Source organism: Flaviflexus ciconiae, assembly GCF_003971195.1.
Classification (GTDB): Bacteria; Actinomycetota; Actinomycetes; order Actinomycetales; family Actinomycetaceae; genus Flaviflexus; species Flaviflexus ciconiae.
In genome coordinates this window covers 1,749,217-1,767,824 of sequence record NZ_CP034593.1, presented here as the reverse complement: position 1 = coordinate 1,767,824, position 18,608 = coordinate 1,749,217, and the positions used below count along the sequence as shown (strand labels likewise).

12 protein-coding genes and 1 pseudogene are annotated in these 18,608 nt (G+C 60.1%); 10 read left to right on the top strand and 3 right to left on the bottom strand.

The window, feature by feature from the left end:
• The first annotated feature begins 1 nt into the window (after nt 1).
• The 9 genes from EJ997_RS07760 to EJ997_RS07720 all read left to right on the top strand — a co-directional run bounded on the left by EJ997_RS07760 (nt 2) and on the right by EJ997_RS07720 (nt 12,496).
• Complete coding sequence (locus tag EJ997_RS07760; protein ID WP_206501606.1) at nt 2–1,750, top strand: tripartite tricarboxylate transporter permease; 1,749 nt, start codon at nt 2–4, stop codon at nt 1,748–1,750.
• The gene (locus EJ997_RS07755; protein WP_126704047.1) at nt 1,747–2,364 is read left to right on the top strand and encodes a bifunctional 4-hydroxy-2-oxoglutarate aldolase/2-dehydro-3-deoxy-phosphogluconate aldolase; all 618 of its coding nucleotides are present in this window, start codon (nt 1,747–1,749) and stop codon (nt 2,362–2,364) included. Before EJ997_RS07760 ends, EJ997_RS07755 begins: the two co-directional genes overlap by 4 nt.
• An 87-nt stretch (nt 2,365–2,451) precedes the next feature.
• Complete coding sequence (locus EJ997_RS07750) at nt 2,452–3,405, top strand: sugar kinase (protein WP_126704046.1); 954 nt, start codon at nt 2,452–2,454, stop codon at nt 3,403–3,405.
• Between the two features lie 59 nt (nt 3,406–3,464).
• Entirely contained in the window at nt 3,465–4,100 is a 636-nt protein-coding gene (gene eda, locus EJ997_RS07745; RefSeq protein ID WP_126704045.1) for a bifunctional 4-hydroxy-2-oxoglutarate aldolase/2-dehydro-3-deoxy-phosphogluconate aldolase, read from the top strand.
• 3 nt (nt 4,101–4,103) lie between these two features.
• Nucleotides 4,104–5,204 (top strand): sugar kinase, encoded by a 1,101-nt coding sequence (locus EJ997_RS07740; RefSeq protein WP_126704044.1) that lies wholly within the window; start codon nt 4,104–4,106, stop codon nt 5,202–5,204.
• Nucleotides 5,205–5,422: 218 nt separating this feature from the next.
• On the top strand, nt 5,423–5,662 hold the full coding sequence (locus tag EJ997_RS07735; protein WP_126704043.1) for a FeoA family protein: 240 nt from the start codon (nt 5,423–5,425) through the stop codon (nt 5,660–5,662).
• The gene (gene feoB, locus EJ997_RS07730) at nt 5,659–7,653 is read left to right on the top strand and encodes a ferrous iron transport protein B (protein WP_126704042.1); all 1,995 of its coding nucleotides are present in this window, start codon (nt 5,659–5,661) and stop codon (nt 7,651–7,653) included. Before EJ997_RS07735 ends, feoB begins: the two co-directional genes overlap by 4 nt.
• A 351-nt stretch (nt 7,654–8,004) precedes the next feature.
• Nucleotides 8,005–10,863, top strand: coding sequence for an FAD-binding and (Fe-S)-binding domain-containing protein (locus EJ997_RS07725; protein ID WP_126704041.1), 2,859 nt, complete (start codon nt 8,005–8,007; stop codon nt 10,861–10,863).
• A gap of 43 nt (nt 10,864–10,906) precedes the next feature.
• The gene (locus tag EJ997_RS07720; protein WP_126704040.1) at nt 10,907–12,496 is read left to right on the top strand and encodes a DUF4357 domain-containing protein; all 1,590 of its coding nucleotides are present in this window, start codon (nt 10,907–10,909) and stop codon (nt 12,494–12,496) included.
• Between the two features lie 192 nt (nt 12,497–12,688).
• On the opposite strand, the gene EJ997_RS07715 is transcribed toward EJ997_RS07720, so the two are convergent.
• The 3 genes and pseudogenes from EJ997_RS07715 to EJ997_RS07705 form a co-directional block, all read right to left on the bottom strand.
• The gene (locus tag EJ997_RS07715; protein ID WP_126704039.1) at nt 12,689–13,729 is read right to left on the bottom strand and encodes an alpha/beta hydrolase; all 1,041 of its coding nucleotides are present in this window, start codon (nt 13,727–13,729) and stop codon (nt 12,689–12,691) included.
• A 142-nt stretch (nt 13,730–13,871) separates the two neighbouring features.
• Nucleotides 13,872–15,098, bottom strand: a complete 1,227-nt coding sequence (metX, locus tag EJ997_RS07710) for a homoserine O-acetyltransferase MetX (protein WP_126704038.1) — start codon at nt 15,096–15,098, stop codon at nt 13,872–13,874.
• A gap of 2 nt (nt 15,099–15,100) precedes the next feature.
• Nucleotides 15,101–16,383 (bottom strand): annotated as a pseudogene (locus EJ997_RS07705) (O-acetylhomoserine aminocarboxypropyltransferase/cysteine synthase family protein).
• Nucleotides 16,384–16,847: 464 nt separating this feature from the next.
• Between EJ997_RS07705 and EJ997_RS07700 the strand changes: the two are divergent.
• A complete protein-coding gene (locus tag EJ997_RS07700; RefSeq protein ID WP_126704037.1) occupies nt 16,848–18,290 on the top strand; it encodes a C40 family peptidase in 1,443 nt (480 codons plus the stop codon).
• The last annotated feature ends 318 nt before the right edge of the window (nt 18,291–18,608 follow it).

Sequence of the window (18,608 nt, the reverse complement as noted above, 5' to 3'; positions counted from 1 at the left end):
CATGATGGGTGAAAGCATTCTCGGAGCTTTCGAGCTCGTATTCTCCGACCCGATGAATATTATCGTGGTCGCCTTGGCAGGAGCGTTCGGTCTCGTTATCGGAGCCATCCCTGGCCTGACAGCAACATTGGGTGCTGCGCTCCTTATTCCGTTTACGTTCTTCCTTGACCCGGTTCCCGCCATCGGTGCGATTATTTCGATGTCTGCCATGGCAATCTTCGCTGGCGATATTCCTGGGGCATTGTTGCGTATGCCGGGTACACCGTCGTCGGCAGCCTATGTGGAAGATGCCTATGCTCTGACTCAGAAGGGCAAGGGAGCAATTGCTCTCGGTGTCTCGCTCATCGCCTCTTCAATCGGTGGCCTTGTGGGCTCCATCATCCTGATCTTCCTTGCGCAGGCACTCGGTCGGTTCGCTATGAACTTCTCGTCGTTCGAGTACTTCTGGGTCGCTGTTCTTGGTTTGACTGCTGCCGTGATCATCTCGCGAGGGACGCAGGTCAAGGGCGCGCTTGCTCTGCTGTTCGGACTCTTGATTTCTACCGTGGGGCTGGATGTTACTCTCGGTCAGCCGCGCTTCACGTTCGGCGTAGATGAGCTCTACCGTGGGATCGACTTCATTCCCGCGATGATCGGTCTCTTTGGTCTGTCCGAGGTTCTTCGCAATGTGACGACACCGACAGAGAAAATCCGCAAGCTCCCCCGCGTGAAGACCAAGGGGATGGTGCGGGAATCGTTCCGTGAAATAGGCCGTAACAAGGGCAAGGTTGCTCAAGGGTCGGCGGTCGGAGCGTCCGTTGGTGTTCTCCCGGGAGCCGGCGCAGATATCGCCGCCTGGATTTCCTATGCGGTATCGAAGTCCACCTCGAAGAAGCGTAACGAGTACGGCAAGGGATCGCTTGAGCCAATTGCTGGTGCTGCATCGGCGAACAATGCTGCCCTCGGCTCAGCATTTATTCCGACACTCGCCTTTGGTATTCCGGGTGACACCATTACTGCAATTCTTATTGGTGTTCTCGTCATCAAGGGTGTCGAGCCTGGCCCCATGCTATTCACGGGTGATACCTCGACTCTGTTCTCGATTTACCTTGTTTTCATCATCGCGAATATTCTGCTCCTGCCCTTTGGCTTCCTCCTTATCCGGGGAGCTACCTCGATCCTGCGAATCCCAAGGCCAGTTCTCATGGCGATGATTGTCGCCGTCTCCGTTGTTGGTGCCTACGCCATTAACAACGGATATCTCGAGATCATCATTGTCCTCGTGTTCGGTGTCTTAGGTGTCCTCTTTGAGCGATTTGGGATACCACTTGCGCCCGTTGTTCTTGGCATCGTGCTGGGCCCGATCGTGGAGAGCAACTTCATGTCGTCGGTTATCAAGACCGACTGGGATATAACCCAGTTCTTCACCCGCCCAATTTCGGCAGTCCTTATCGTTCTCACGCTGCTTCTGCTTCTCTTCCCCGTCATCTCGACCCTTATTTCCAAGCGTCGTGGAAGCGATGTAACGGAAGAGGAAACGGTTAGTGTCGCTGCGGCCAATACTGATGAGGACAAGCAGGCTGACGCCCATGCTGAGCAGGATGATAGGACAGCACAGGAACGAGCTTCGGGCTTCGTGAATGATGCAGATTCTGGTCCGTCGACAAACTCGGAATCTCTTGAAAATGGCGCTGATGGTGTAAACGATGCTAGGTCGGATGCCCCGGGAGATGCTCGGAAGGATGAAGGTTCGGAAGGGACAGAGCGATGATTATTGCAATTATTCGGCTTCGAGATATAGCACCGCCCGATGAGCTCATGGAAGCAATGGCCGAGGGAGGCGTTGATCAAATTGAGGTCACTCTTCCCACGCCGGGCTCCCTGGACCTGATCCGACGCTGGTCAGGCAGCGAGCTAATCACGGTTGGTGCGGGTACTGTCCGCGACCATGCCGGTGCTGAAGCTGCCAGGGATGCTGGGGCGAGGTTTTTCGTTACCCCGACTATTGACCATGACGTCTTGGACGTGGCGGAGCAAGCATCAATAGTTGCCTATCCTGGTGCTCTCAGCCCCACAGAAATTGAGACAGCCTACCGACATCCCGCTGTTGCGGGCGTCAAGGTGTTTCCCGTTGGCACCGTGGGTGGCCCCTCATACATTAAGGCGGTCAAGGACCCAATGCCCGATGTTCCACTCGTCCCCACAGGAGGAGTTGGGGTAGCGGAAGCGGAGGCTTACGCGGCACTCGGATGCCTCGGTGTGGGAGTGGGCTCCTCGTTGGTTAGTGAAGATGCGGTGCGAGCAGGGGACTGGACTGGACTCACCCAGAAGGCGAAAGCTTTCGTTGATTCTTGGGCCCGCGGCGTAGCCGCCTTTACGCGGTAATAAACAATCAAGCATGATGCATTCTCGATCATCGAGGGTGTCGGCTTTTGGCGCCTCCCGCATCATGCCCAGCAGCAGAGGAAAGCAATGAAACCGGATGTTGTGACTATCGGTGAAGTCATGGGCACACTTCGATTCTCTGGCCAGTTCGGGGTCGGGACAACCGTGACCCCGTCTCTAGCCGGGGCCGAAGGGAACGTGGCAATTGGGCTTGCACGGCTCGAACATGCCGTTGCCTGGGTGGGTAGCGTCGGGAACGACACTTTCGGACAGGGAATTATTAAGACTCTCCGCGGCGAGGGTGTGGATGTCAGTCACGTGGTCAAGAGGCCCGAACCGACAGGCCTACTCGTTTCTCGAGTTATCGGCCCAGAAACAAAGAGTGTTGACTATCATCGCTCGGGATCTGCTGGACGGATCATTTCACAGGAACAGATCAGCGGAGCAATTGCCAAAGGTCCTCGAATCCTCCACGTCACAGGGATAACACCCGCGCTCGGTAAAGCTGCTGCAGAGTCGATTCGCTTCGCGGTGGACGCTGCTCGCGAAGCTGGCATCACGGTGGCTTTCGACGTCAACTTCCGGGGCAGACTTTGGGGTAGGGATGAAGCCGCTCCTGTCCTCACGGAGTTAGCTTCGCTTGCCGACATCGTCATTGGTGGAACCGGTGAACTTGCGATAGTCACGGGTCAGCACGACCCGCTAGAAGCAATGTCGGCAGTCTTGGCCAGCGGGGCGCGCGAAATTGTTTGGAAGGAATCCGACCTTGCGCGGGTACTTAGTGCTGAAGGCATGGTGGAGTGCCCCAACCGGCTTGTTAGGGCAGTAGATCCGATCGGAGCAGGTGACGCATTTGTTTCCGGTTATCTTTCGGGAGTGCTCGACGGGCTTGGAGCGATGGAGCGACTGACGCGTGCGCACCTTCTCGGCAGGATCATCGTCGGATCTGAAGGTGACTGGGAAGGTCTCCCGACCCGCGACCAGCTGGCCGTCCTGGAGGCTCAAGACGGAGTTCCCGTGAACGGGAGCGTTGTGCGATAAAGCCGGAGGCCTGTCACGGGACAAGTACGAAGTATGTCAGAGCAAATGAGGTACATAGAATGTCGATTGAAGAAGAATTTGAACGTGTGGGGCTCGTCCCGGTCGTTGTCATCGATGACGCTCGGCACGCGCCGGGGCTAGCAGATGCGATGGTGAGGGGAGGGCTTCCCATCGCGGAAGTTACGTTCCGCACGGAAGCTGCTGCTGAGGCGATCCAAGCCATGGCACAAAACAAGGACATGCTTGTAGGCGCAGGTACCGTTATAAGTGTTGAGCAGGCTGAGCGAGCACTGGCGGCAGGGGCACAATTTATTGTCCTTCCAGGATTTAGCGCCGAGGTCGTTGAATTCTGTCAGCAGCGTGGCGTCCCAGTTTTCCCGGGAACCACGTCGGCAACGGAAATGATGGCAGCAATTAAGCTTGGGCTCGATACGCTCAAGTTCTTCCCCGCTGAGGCAAATGGTGGGGCATCGGCAATCAAGGCATACGGTGGCCCATTCGGTGGTCTCCGATTCATCCCGACCGGTGGAATCTCAGCTGCAAATCTGGCGGAATATCTTGCATTGCCGCAAATCCTGGCCGTCGGTGGTTCGTGGATGGTGCCACAGAAGAAGATTGCCGCAGAAGAGTTCGACGAGATTACGGAGCTCTGTCGTGAGGCGGTTTCCCTTGCCCAAGAACTGAGAAAGGAATAAGCCATGACCATTGAACTGAGACCCGAAGACAGCGTCCAGTACGACATTCTCTCCCTCGGAGAAGTAATGCTCCGACTTGATCCAGGCGATGCCCGGATTACCACAACGCGAAACTTTACAGTGTGGGAAGGCGGCGGTGAATATAACGTCGCCCGCGGCATGCGCCGTTGCTTCCGTAAGCGTTCCGGTATTGTGACCTCCCTCGTTGACAACGGAGTGGGTCGCCTCATCGAAGATTTTATTCTCCAGGGCGGAGTAGACTCTTCCCTCATTAAGTGGAGAGAAGATGATGGACTGGGCCGTGCAAGCCGAAATGGCCTGAACTTCACCGAGCGTGGTTTTGGTGTGAGAGGTGCCGTTGGTGTCTCTGACCGCGGTTACACGGCCGCCTCGCAACTCAAGGCCGGGGACATCGACTGGGATCATATTTTCGGTGAGCTTGGCTCGCGATGGTTCCATACCGGAGGAATCTTTGCGGCGCTCTCCGATACGACCGCGGATGTCGTTCTTGAGGCAGTGCAGGCGGCGCGCCGCCACGGCACGATCATCTCTTATGACCTGAATTACCGGCCCTCACTATGGTCATCGATCGGAGGAAAAGCGCGGGCTCAGGAAGTTAACCGAGCTATCGCCCCCTACATTGACGTCATGATTGGTAATGAGGAAGACTTCACTGCTTGCCTCGGTCTTGAGATCGAGGGCGTCGACGAGAACCTAACCGAACTTGAAGTCTCTTCTTTCCACGCCATGATCCAGAATGCCATCAAGGAGTTCCCTAACTTCAAGGCAGTCGGAACAACAATGCGCGGCGTCAAGTCAGCCTCCATCAACGACTGGGGCGCAGTCGCCTGGTCTGAGGAAGACGGGTTTGTTGAAGCAATTCACCGTCCCGATATGGAGATCTTTGACCGCGTTGGTGGCGGAGATTCGTTTGCCTCCGGCCTGATCTACGGACTGCTTGAAGGCGAAGGGATCGAGCGGGCGGTTAACTACGGGGCCGCGCACGGTGCGCTCGCTATGACCACACCGGGTGACACTTCCATGGCCACAAAGGACGAGGTTGTTCGCTTGGCCCAGGGCGGTTCTGCCCGGGTCCGACGATAACCAAATTTTCGGTGGGCGAGGGGCGGAGTCACAACGACTCCGCCCCTTGACCGACTGGTGACGAACGAGCGCTCCAAGTAAAACTACTGCCGTTGGTTTGCCGTACTCTGGAATCGCTCTTTTATTGGTGTTTTTCGGCGACACATCAAGGGAAAGTAGTCGGACATTTCAGACCTAGGTCCCGGGAATGTTTGGTTAGGCGATCCTAAATTGGGGTTATGAATTTGAGTGCTTGGCCGCTTGGCAGGGCGGCGCGTCTGGTGTCGACAGACTTTCCCACAGGATCTCTCCGCGCGAAGGAGCTCGGGCTACGTCCCGGAGCAATTGTCCGAGTCACTCAGCGGACACTCTTTGGTGGAACGGTCCTCGATGTGTCGGGAAGCCGCCTGGCGCTTGATCGAACCTCGGTGCGTCGCATGATCGTTGAACCCCTCGATGTTGAGGGAGCGCTATCGTGAGTTGCTCACACTGCGAACCGAGCGATAATCGCGGGACCGTTCTCGTTGATAGCCCAACAATTGTTCTTGTTGGCAACCCGAACGTCGGTAAATCGACGCTGTTCAATAAGTTGACGGGTGCTCACCAGACGATCCGTAATGCTCCGGGAACCACGGTGGATCTGTCGAGCGGCGGATGGAGTGGCGGCGGCAGGGAACTGACCCTGATTGACTCACCCGGAACATATTCACTCCTTGCTCGTTCTGCTGATGAAGAAGTGGTGACCGAACTGCTGACCGGCGAGATCGAGGGTTCGAAGAAGCCGGATCTGGTTGTCGCCGTTCTCGATGCAACCGCGCTACAGCGTTCTCTCTACCTGCTTGGCCAGGTGTCGAAGACGGGTCTTCCCACCGTTGTTGCGGTGACCATGACGGACGTGGCACGCGCCGAGGGCGTCACCGTCGACAGTACCGTTCTTTCGAAGGTGCTAAGTGTTCCCGTTGTTGACGTTGATCCGCGCCACGGGAGGGGCCTAGAGGTACTCGCAGATACAGTTGTTAAAGCACTCGGTACGCAACCTCTTCTCAGAGGGCCGGGTGCCTGCAATTGCGCGCACGGCGGGCAATGCTGCAATGACCCGGTCAAGGATTCCGATTCGCTCGTGGACCGCATGGTCGAAGCGGACGACGTATTCGACTGGGTCGAGGATGTTTCGGCGCAAGTCGGTGCGGGGAGCCGGCGGGTGGAAACAACCTTCTCGGACAAGGTTGACCGCGTCCTTCTCAACCCGGTCGCTGGTCTCGCCGTCCTGCTCGGTGTGCTGTGGGCGCTGTTTCAGGCCACAACGGCAGTTGCAGCCCCGGTCATGGAATGGGCGGAAGGGTTCGTCGCCGGACCCGTCACCGACGGCGCCCTGTGGCTGACAGGTCTCGTGGGCCTGTCGGGAAGCTGGGTCGAATCCCTTCTCATTGACGGTGTTCTTGCCGGTATCGGCGTTGTTCTGTCGTTCGTCCCACTCATGTTCATCATGTTCCTTGCGCTCGCTCTGCTCGAGGACTCGGGGTACCTGGCGCGTGCGGCACTACTTGCCGACCGGCTGATGCGAGCGATTGGACTCGATGGTCGTGCGGTCCTGCCACTGATCGTGGGGTTTGGTTGTAACCTGCCGGCGCTCGCGGCCACGAAGAGTCTCCCGAATGCTGCGCACCGCACCGTCACGGCCCTGCTCGTTCCGCTCACGTCATGTGCGGCCAGGCTTACCGTCTATATCCTCATTGCGGCGGCCTTCTTCCCCGATCACGCGGGCACGGTTGTGTTCGGCATGTATGTGGGCTCGGTTCTGCTTGTTATTGCCGGCGGTCTTCTGCTGCGACTGATTTTCAAAGACACGAGTAGCGCGGATCCGCTGTTCCTTGTTCTCCCGTCCTACCAGCGTCCCGGCGTCTCAACCGTTCTTCTCATTGCGGGACGGCGCGCGCTCGCCTTCCTCAAGGGGGCGGGTGTCACGATCGTCATCATGCTCACTCTCATGTGGTGCCTCATGGCAATCCCGGTGCGAGGCGGCCACGACATCGCCGATGTTCCCGTCGAGGATTCCCTGTACGCGGAGATCGCCGAATCGGTCTCACCCGTGTTTGCTCCAGCAGGCTTTGACGACTGGCATGCAACCGCAGCTCTGATGACGGGCTTTGTTGCGAAAGAAACCGTTGTCGCGGCCCTCGCCCAGTCATATCAGGTGGACGAGCCGGCCGAGAACGACTATGCGGACGCCGAAGGCTCGGATCTTGGTGCCAGGCTCCGTGCCGACTTCGACGAGTCCTCCGGCGGTCACGGCGGGGCCGCAGCTATTGCGTTCCTGGTATTCGTTCTGGCCTACACCCCATGCGCGGCGACCCTTGCGGAACAGAAGCGAGTGCTCGGAGGAAAACTAACCTTTGCTGCCTTTGTCGCCCAGTTAGCACTCGCCTGGCTCCTTGCCGTCGCGGTCTTCCAGATCGGCTCGCTGTTCTAATGTCGCGAGTCTTGAGGGCGCTACGCCGCGGCGGATCGGTTGCGACAATGGCACGGGAATCAAAAATGGATCCCGAGCTGGTTCGACTTGCCATCGATCACCGCGAGCGCCTCCTCGCAGGCTCAACCAAAATGGGCCGGAGTGGGGGAGAAGCCCCTGCACTCGATGGTTCTATGGGGGCCGGGGTAACGACGGGTTTGGGAGATCCGGCGGGGGCTTCTTGCTCACATGCATGCCCCGCGCTCCATCCTACCGAGGTTCTTCCTGTGGGATGTGCGGGATGTCCGCTGATAAGTGTCCGAAGGGCGTAGCTCCAAGTCGATCGGAACTCGCGTGTGCCAGACTTGAGATATGACTGCGACGATTCCGACAAGCCTAGCCAACCGCCTCTCGGGCCTCCTGCGGGGTGAGGTCGAGGAAAGTGTGCGTCGCCGCGCGGAGTATTCGACGGATGCGTCGAACTATCGTGTTGTCCCCGAGGTCGTTGCTTTCCCGAAGACCGTCGACGACATTGTTGTTGCCCAGAGCTTTGCTCGGGAAGAGGGTATGGCCCTGACGGTGCGTGGCGGTGGGACGTCAACGGCCGGTAACTCGATCGGCCCGGGCCTTGTTCTTGACCTGTCCCGCTACCTCAACAACGTGATCTCGGTTGATCCGGAGGCGCGTACCGCGCGAGTGCAACCCGGTACTGTCCTGACGAGCCTGCAGGCGCAGGCCGGCAAGTACGGCCTGCGGTTTGGGCCGGACCCGTCAACATCGAACCGGGCAACGCTTGGCGGCATGATCGGCAACAATGCGTGTGGCCCCCACGCCGTGGCCTGGGGCAAGACGTCCGAGAATGTTATCAGCCTCGATGTTGTCGATGGTATGGGCCGTCGCTACACGGCCGAAAAGGGCACGGTTGTGCCCGGGCTGAATGAACTCGTGGACGCGAACCTGGCACCGATCAGGACCCATTCGGGCAGGTTCTCCCGCCAGGTCTCCGGATATTCACTTGAGCACCTGCTTCCCGAGCGGGGACGAGATCTGGCAAAGTTCCTGGTCGGTTCCGAAGGAACACTCGCAACGGTTCTTGAGGCCGAGGTCGCTCTCGTCCCGATGGTTGTTAAGCCCACCCTCATCGTTCTTGGCTACGAAGATATGATCCGCGCAGCGGACGCTGTTCCCCCGATCCTTGCCCTGAAGCCCTTCGCCGTTGAAGGACTGGACCGCCGGCTCGTCGATGTGGTCGAACGCGCTCGCGGCGGCGTTCCCGAGCTCCCCGCGGGTGGTGGCTGGCTCATGGTCGAGGTCGGCGCATTCGAGGGCGAATCGGAAGACGTCGTTGCCGAGCGAATCGAGGCCGTTCTCGCGGTTGCCGGAACCCCGTCCTTCAAGGTTGCGCCGGCAGGCCCGGAATCGGCGGCCCTGTGGAAGATCCGTGCCGACGGTGCCGGGCTCGCGGGTAGGTCGCCGCGCGGCCTGGAAGCGTGGCCGGGATGGGAGGACTCCGCGGTTCCCCCGGAGCACCTGGGTGAGTACCTGCGTGACATGACGGACGTCATGAACGAACACGACGTTGACGGAATCCTCTACGGCCACTTTGGTGACGGATGCGTCCACGTTCGTATCGATATGCCCCTGTCGGATCCCACGGGTGTTCCCAAGGCGCGAGCATTCCTTGAGGACACGGCAGATCTTGTGGCGCGGTATGGTGGTTCGCTGTCCGGTGAGCACGGCGACGGCAGGGCGCGTTCGGAGCTCCTGTCGCGCATGTACACCCCCGAAATGATGACGATGTTCGGTCAGGTGAAGAACCTATTTGATCCGAGCAAGTCACTGAACCCCGGGATTCTCGTGGACCCGGATCCGTTCGACGCGAATCTGCGCAGGCCCTACGCGCGCCCCATCACCGGTGGCGGGAAGAAGGGAGGCGGCTTCGCCTACCTTGAAGACGGCGGCGACTTTACGACCGCGGTGCACAGGTGCACGGGCGTTGGTGCGTGCCGCGCCGACAATCGAGCAAATGGTGGATTTATGTGCCCGTCCTACCAAGCCACGAAGGATGAGAAGGATGTGACCCGCGGTAGGGCACGAGTCCTTCAAGAGGTTGCCAACGGCTCACTCGTTGCCGACTGGGGCTCGCACGAAGTCATGGAGTCCCTTGACCTGTGCCTGTCCTGCAAAGCCTGCTCCGCCGACTGCCCGAGCGGCGTCGATGTCGCAAAGTACAAGTCTGAAGTTCTCTACCGCGCACACAAGGGCAAGATCCGCCCCAAGCTCCACTACCTGCTCGGTCAGCTACCCCGCTGGACCAAGCTCGCCACCGTTTCCTCCGCGGTCGCTACCGTTGCGAACAAGGTCATGTCGGTCGAGCCAATTAAGAAGGCCGTCTTCACGGTTGCCGGGGTAGATCCGGAGCGGAACATGCCGGGGTTGGCGACGCAGCGATTCTCCCGCTGGGCCAAAAAGGCGGGCCTGGGTACGGACGCTGATCGCACCAACACGAAGTACGTGATGCTGTGGGCCGACTCGTTCTCCGAAACTCTCGACACCACCGGGGCAAGGGACATGGTTGAGGTCCTGGAAGCCGCCGGTTATCACGTACTCATTCCCAAGAAACCCGTGTGTTGTGGGCTCACGTGGATCACGACGGGACAGCTTGACGGGGCTCGGGCCCAGCTCGGCGAGCTCCTCAACGAGCTTGCCCCGTTCGCGAAGAACGGGATCCCGATCGTCGGTGTCGAACCGTCCTGCACGGCCGTGCTCCGCGATGATCTTCCCGAGCTCCTTTCAGAGGATCCGCGCTCGTACATTGTTGCCGAGAATACGTACACCCTGGCCGAGCTCCTGCTGGCACCCGCGCCGCTCGGGCCGGAGAAGCTCAAGCTACCGGACCTTGACGGTGTCAAGGTCGTTGCTCAGCCGCACTGCCACCAGTACTCCGTCATGGGCTGGAAGACGGATGCTGAGCTCCTTTCACGCACCGGTGCCGAGATTGTGGAGCTTGCCGGATGTTGCGGCATGGCAGGAAACTTCGGCATGGAGAAGGGCCACGCCGATATTTCCCGCAAGGTTGCCGAAAGCGCACTGCTTCCCGCCCTGCGGGAAAATCCCGATGCGGTATTCCTTGCCGACGGGTTTTCGTGCAGAACCCAGGCGGAGGGCCTGGCGGGCCGAAATGGTATCCACATTGCAACACTTCTGTCCGGAGGGTTTACAGGATCCTGAGGTACCCTGGGCAAGTACGCATTTGGTCATGAGAAGGTGAAGAATGCCCGTTTTCTCGTTGGATAATGGCAGGCTCAGTCCGGCACGTCCGACACTAACCAATAGTCCCGCGATTGTGCGCGAGGCCCTCATTGCGGTCCGCGACCAGGTTGTTGAACTTATCTACCAGCCACTCTTTCCCGTCGCGTGGCTGACCGAGACCGCACGAGCCGGCCAAACCGGCCGTCACACGTCACTTGTGGCACTCGACTCGTCCGGGAAAACGGTGACGGTCGACGTTGTTGAACACCTCGATACGACCGTGCTTATGAGCTCCCTTGCGCGGGCGGCACGTCACGAGGAAATCTCCCGCGGCAAACTTGCGGGCCTCTACCCGCGCGGAGTCGCAGCATTCCGGAGAGAATGGCAGGACTTCCTCGATTCCTGTCCATCTGGCATGGAAGACTATCCGCGTCTTATTGTCCTCGCTGTCACCGTCGATGACGAAGTCCGCTCAGTCCTCGATTCGCTTGTTGGCGCCAGCCTCGAAGTGCACCGGATCGACCTCCACGAATCCCGCGGTGGTCTCCTCGTCTCACTTGAGCAGGTGCGCCCCCACGAGGCGTCGTTCCTTGCCATCGGTCAAGCCATCCGTCGAGGTGAAATAACCCCGCCGACTGAAGAAACTGGTGACGACCTCTCCGCGATCACCGCCTCCCACGCCCTCGACGCGGCCACCGCACCGTCCTCCTCCGAAGCCGAATCCGACTCTTCCCAGGAGGCGGCGGACGCTACGGCTGACGAACAGCTAACTGATGGCTACCTAGCCGGCAATCAGCAGGGCCAGCATGGCTCCGCAGAAGCTGAGGAGCAGGACCCGGACTCTGCCACGGACAAACCTGCTGGTTCGCTCGCTGCAGAGCAACTGGGTCACTACCCAAGTGAGAATGCTACGGCGGGGACAGCCTCGGGTGAGTACGCTTCCGGCACGGTTACCGGCGGCTCCGCTTCCGACTCGAACGAGTCCGCGTCCGGCGAGACCGAGCCGGTGATCGGCGAGAACGAGTCGCTTGGTGAGGCGGATGATTCGCTAACAGAGATGACAGATTCCGCCGTTGACTCAGCGCCGTCCGGACGTTTCTGGGATCCTACGCCCGCCGAAGATCTGGCGGAGGATCCGGCAGATTCGCGTGCATTTGGGTCCGACCGTGCAGAAGATCTACTGTCCCCGCACTCAACCGACCGGGGACAGTCCCCGGATGGTCACGATGATGACAACGTCGGTGCAGACGGGTTCACACCCGATCAGACGGGAGTGTCCTCTGCAACATCCGGGCCCGAACTGGACTTGCCGCGCACCGATCCCGTTGAGGCCGCGACCGAGCAAATGGATCAAATTCAGTGGCCAGGCAGGGTCACCGAGCTCCGGAAGATCGCCGACCAGCATGGTCCCATGACGCTCGTATTCAAGTCGCTTAGGCGTCGGGTCAACGCCACTGCGCAACTGACAGCCGAGGGACAGATAGTGCTCGCGAACGGCGATTCCTACGTCGACCCGAACGCTGCCGCAACCGCCGTTGCTGGCAGGAACATGGATGGCTGGAAGAACTGGAAGACCGAGTCGGGAACAAGGCTCGGGGAACTCCGAGACTGAACGATTCCCAAGTCTCCATACCTTAGCGAATCAGGGCTCCTACATCTCCGGGAGCCCTGATTGCTTGACTAAATCATCTTGCGGACAGTCGCATGTGGACGGTCGCGTGCGGACAGCCGCGTGCGGACCGAGTTGGTCAGGTCGTAACGAGCACGTCCCGTCTTGGAAGATGTTGGTTATGTGGCTACTGGGTCAGTGGCCCGGTCGATCGATTTTGACGTAGGTGCGGAGCCACCTGCGGATTTCGCCAAAAGCCTGGGTTCTCACGGCTGCTCGGGACAGAGTGACATCGTGGATGGCTCCTTCGAGGCGAATAAGGGTGGTGACTCTGCCGAGGGACGGAACCCTCCGCCAAATCTGTTCCACATCGAGAACCGTGTCCGCAGACCTCATGTCGGGACTCCACTTATCGGAGAACAGGGTTGCGTTCGACGTGAGGACAATTGTCGGGCAAGAAATGTCGAGCCCCTTCGCAACCTGTGCGTGGCCGTGGAGGATCGCAAGAAGCCACCCCGCCCGGACGGGAGTTGATGGGGTTCTGCGCCACTTCGGGTTGAACGACCATCCCGTTGTTGTGAATGGGTCGGTGTCGCCCTCTTCCGGTTCGGGCTCGTGCTCATCCCGCCACGCCGTGAGGATCCGGTTGTAGAATCCGGTGTCCGGGAGCGGGAGGATGACCTCGGGCGAGATCCGTGCGAGGGAATCAATGATTGGGGTGCCAAGCTGGCGGACAATCGTGGCGCCCTGGAATTCGAGCCACGGGGCGTTGAGAACAAGGCCGGAGAGCGCACCCGGATGACGATCGGCCCAGAGAGCAGCGGTCAGGCCGCCGGTTGAATGCCCGTAGAAAACGAGGGGAATGTCCCATCCGTGGTTCTCGTAGATCACGTCGAGAGCGGCGTGAATATCCTCGTCATAGTCGGAGATCGAGGTGATGTAGCCGGCGGATTGGTGCTCGCGTTGCGACCTTCCGTACTTGCGCAAATCAATCGCGTAAAAGGCACCACCCGCACTGGAGATCACTCGTGCAAGCTCGGCGTGAAAGAAATATTCGTTCCAGCCGTGGATGGCAAGAAACGCAAAACGCGGTGCCGACGGTGTCGCGTGAAGGGCGAGCGGGTCGTTCGCGGGAACGTGGCGAACAAGGGTCGTGACAACAGCCCCCTCATCATCATCCATGAGGGGTAGGGTGCTGTACTCAAAGCCGGGACCGAGTTCATCTGGTTGCCACATGCCACCATTCTGACAGCTTAGGGCGTAGGCAGTGGGAGAACGCGGGCTTTCAATAGGGATAAGCTCCCCGAAACGGCCGGTGTTATGCCAGTTCAGGGAGCTATGTGTTTTCAGCTGAAGGGTTGCTGGATCGGTTTCCCGCTCAGGGGCGATTGGGGCTTCCTGCAAGGAAGGTGGAGATGATTGTACCGACCTGCTCATTCTCAACGAGGAAGCCATCGTGGCCGTGGTCGGAGTGGATCGTGATGACACCATCGCAGTTGGGCAGGGAAGAGGCGAGGTATTCTTGCCCGTCGGGGTGGAACAGCCGGTCCGTGTCGACCGCTACAACGAGTGCGCGGGCAGTCATTTCTGACAGGACCTTGTCGACGCCGCCGCGGCCGCGCCCAATCGAATGGGTGAGCATTGCTTCGGTCAGGGTTAAGTACGAGTTTGCGTCGAACCGGGCGGCGAGCTTGTAGCCGTGATAGTCAAGATAGGACTGGACGGAGAACCGTCCGCCGTCCATCGGGTCTTCACCCTCCTGGGGGGTTCGATCAAAGCGGGAATCGAGCTCGCTATGACATCGATACGTCGTGTGGGCGATAGCCCTGGCAAGACCCAGACCAGCGTGCGGGCCGTAACCCGGTTCAGCGTCGTAGTAGTCACCGCCCCGCCACGCAGCATCCAGTTCAATCGCGAGGATCTGCTGGTGGGCGTAAGCGATCTGCTCCGCCGTCGTTTCAGGTGCGGACACGAGAACCGCAATCTGTTCAACGTGTTCCGGGTAGGTGGCAGGCCACTCCATGACCCGGTGGCCACCCGCGGAGGCCCCGGCAACGAGATGCCAGGTGGGGATCTTGAGATGGTCCATGAGGGCCTTCTCGGTGGCCACCTGGTCGCGGACCGTGATCCGCGGGAAGCGGCGTGCCCACGGCTTACCGTCGGGATGCTTCGAGGCGGGCCCGGTGGTGCCCTGGCACCCGCCCAGGACGTTTGGGGCAACAACGAAGTAGCGGTCCGTGTCGATTGCCTTGCCGGGGCCGACTATGCCGGGCCACCAGCCCTCGGTCCCATCATCGTTACGCACGTGCGAGTCGCCGGTGAGGGCGTGGCAGAGGAGGACGGCGTTGGAACCGTCCTCGTTTAGCTTCCCCCACGTTTCGTAGGCGACCGTGACGTCGAGGGATTCGCCCGACTCGAGGACCTGGGTGCCAATATCGACGAACTTGCGATCTCCGGGGTCGTCGCCCTCCCGCCACGCCCCGCTCGCGGGGAGATCACGGAACCGAGCGTGCGGCCGATAGCCGGTGTCAGCATCCGGGACTGGGGCGGCGTCGGTGATCCGCAGAGGCGGGTGACCGACAAGGTAGGCGGGAGAGCGATCCATTATTACTTGATCCTATCGAAGGACTGCTTGAGGTCTGCCAGAATGTCGTCCACGTCCTCGAGGCCTACCGACAGGCGTACCAGGCCGGCGGGTGCTCCCGCTGCCTCCAGTTCCTCCTCGGTCAGCTGCGAGTGCGTGGTCGAAGCGGGATGGATAACGAGTGAACGAACATCGCCAATGTTGGCAACATTCGAATGCAGTTCGAGCCCATCAACGAATTTGATGCCGGCCTCGCGACCGCCCTTGATGATAAAGGCAATCACGGAACCGGCGCCTTTCGGCGTGTACTTCTGTGCCAGCTCGTAGAACGGCGACGAGCGAAGCGAAGCCCAGGTGACCGACTCAACGAGGTCGTGAGCCTCGAGGAACTCGGCGACCTTCTTCGTGTTCGCCAGGTGCTTCTCCATGCGCAGCGACAGGGTCTCCACGCCGAGTCCAATGAGGAAGGCGTTGAACGGTGCGATCGCCGGGCCCACGTCGCGCAGGAGAGTGGTGCGGATGCGAGTGACGAAAGCGCCGGGGCCCAGATCGCCCCAGACAATCCCGTGGTAGGAGCCATCGGGCTCAGACAGGGTCGGGAACTTCCCGGACTTCCAGTCGAAGTCGCCCTTCTCAACGACAACGCCGCCAATCGACGTGCCGTGGCCACCAAGGAACTTCGTGGCGGAGTGAATGATGATGTCGGCGCCGTGCTCGAACGGACGCAGGACGTACGGGGTGGCGATCGTGTTGTCGATAACGAGGGGAGGCCCTCGGAATGTGCGACGTCGGCAATGGCCTGGATGTCGAGAACGGAACCGCGGGGGTTCGGGATTGACTCACCGAAGAACAGCTTCGTGTTCTCCTGCGTGGCAGCGCGCCACGACTCCGGATCCGTCGGATCCTCAACGAAAGTGACGGAAACGCCGTAGCGGGGCAGCGTGTGGGTGAGCAGCGTGTTCGTGCCGCCATAGATCCAGGGGCTTGCCACAACGTGATCGCCAGCCTGGGCAATGTTAAGGATCGCAAGAGTCGTCGCTGCCTGACCGGAGGACAGGAGGAGGCCGGCCGCGCCGCCCTCAAGGGCAGCGATCCTGTTCTCAATAGCGCCCTGCGTAGGGTTTGTGATTCGGGTGTAGATGTTGCCAGGCTCGGTCAGAGCAAAGCGTCCCGCTGCCTGCTCAGCATCCTCGAAGACGAAGGATGTCGTCTGATAAATGGGGAGGGCGCGAGCGCCCGTCTCCGAATCCGGAGCTTGTCCCGCATGAATTTGAAGGGTGTCGAAGTTCCAGTTTTCTTGGGTCATGTCTCTCTCCTGAATATAGGAGGGCCAAAGTTGTGCAACAACTCCAGCCTCGGTTGTGATCGATTAAATGGGGCTGGCCGATGCAACAGCGCGCATCGGTGCGCGCTGTATAAGCGCGCTGCTAGTTACACATTCGGAACATGCTTTCGACCATAGGCGGGGACCGGGGCACGTCCAAACATCCGTCGATATGTCTCAAACGGTGGACCAAAGGCCCAAAGCGGCGGATGTGAGCTTTGCCACATAACATTCTCCTTACTTTTGGTGACGATCTGAAAAGGCCGCTTTTTCGGCGTAGTTTGGGGCAATCGTCGAATCGTGTTAAGGATGTGACAAATGTGAATGATGTGAGTGATGGCGAAAATGTTTCAATTGAGTCACGATTGGTATACCGTCAATATCGGTTAAGAGTTTCCAAAGCGTAGCCGTCAAGGCGACACGCGGAAGAACGAGGATAAAACAACGTGGCCAATATTCGCAGACGCGGCTTCCATGCCGCATGTGCCGTGGCAATTGCCGGAAGCATGGTCCTGGCAGGGTCGGCTGGTTTTGCCGACGACGGAGACGACGAAGTCTCGTCGACAGTCAGCTACTCGGAGATGTCCCTAGCGGAGCTCGAAGCTGAACTTGCCAGCCTGTCCGCACAGTCAACGGCTCTCGCAGAAGACGCGGCACTCGCCGAAAGTGACCAGATTCGTGCCCAGGCCGATCTCTCGGAATCGATTACGGCAGCCATGGACGCTCAGGATGCGGCCATCCGTGCCTATGACGAGGTAGAGGTTGCTCGGGAGGAGCTCGGCTCCGTTGGTGCCGCAATGTACCGCGACGGTGCTAGCGCCGTTCCCTTTGCCAACTACCTGAACGCCACGTCCCTGACAGAGGTCAATGCACGCCAGGACGCCTACAACCGTCTCGGCCAGTCGGCTGAGGCCAAGGTCCAGGAGTTTGAAGCCAAGCTGAACCTCGCCGAGGTCATGGAAGAGCAGGCCGTTGCCGCGGCCGACGAGCAGACGCTCGCCGCCGCAAGTGTTGACGAGGCTGCTCGCGAAGCGGACCGTGCCTCGCAAGCCGCCGCGGAACAGCTCGCCGAGGCAGAGAACCGCCGCGACGCACTCGTTGCCGAGCTTGCTCGTCAGAAGGGCGTCGAGGAAGAGGAAGAGGCAGCTCGCGTTGCCGCACTCGAAGAGGAACGTCGTAAGGCTGACGAGGAGAACAGGCAGCGGGTCATCGCTGAAGCGCAGGCCCAGGCCACTGCCCAGCAGGAAGCCGCAGCCGTTCAGTCGCAGGCCAACCAGGAAGTAAACAAGGACGAAGAGAAGGCACCGGACACGACGCCCGCACCGGAGCCGACCAAGGAGCCGACGACGGAACCCACCGCGGAACCGACGACTGCCACGCCGACGCCTACTCCTACTCCGGCTCCGACGCCTACCCCAACGCCGACGCCCACTCCTACTCCGAATCCGACGCCTACCCCAACGCCGACGCCGACTCCTACGCCGACGCCGACGCCCACGCCGACACCTACCCCGGAGCCGGAACCGGCTCCCGCGCCGGCACCGTCCAGCAACGTTCGTAACTCGATCGTCTCTTACGCCCGCCAGTTCATCGGAGCGCCCTACGTGTGGGGCGGCGTGACCCCGGCAGGCTGGGACTGCATCGGATTTGCGCACTACGTCTACGCGCACCATGGCATTACCGTTGCTCGTTCCTCCTACGGAGCACAGTTCAACGGAACCTACGTGCCGACGTCACAGGCTCGCCCCGGCGACATGATGTGGTGGCCCGGCCACGTCGGAATCTACACCGGCAACGGCTCACACATTGCAGCCTGGAACCCGTCGATGGGAACACAGGAGCGAGCAGTCTGGGGAAGCCCCATGTACCGCAACGTTGTCGGAGACTGATCGCAGCCAACGCGTTGAGTGATCACGCTTAATACTCGGTGAGGCAGGCTAATCGGCCTGCCTCACTTCTCTGACGAGCATCTCGTTGCAATGCTCGGCACACCGAATCCGCACGCTTGGCTCGGCACCCCGGTCTCAAACTGGCCTCCGTTGCCGAGGATTCAGAACCTCGGTGAGAATGATGGACGGCTCTGGCGAGGGTCATTCTTACGTCGTCTCGACCGGCACAGCCCGCCTGAGGTTTGTGATGATGGGGTGGGCAGTGCGAGCCTGGCACTCATGGTGGCAGGGAAGGCCTGAATTTAAACTCGAGGAAGG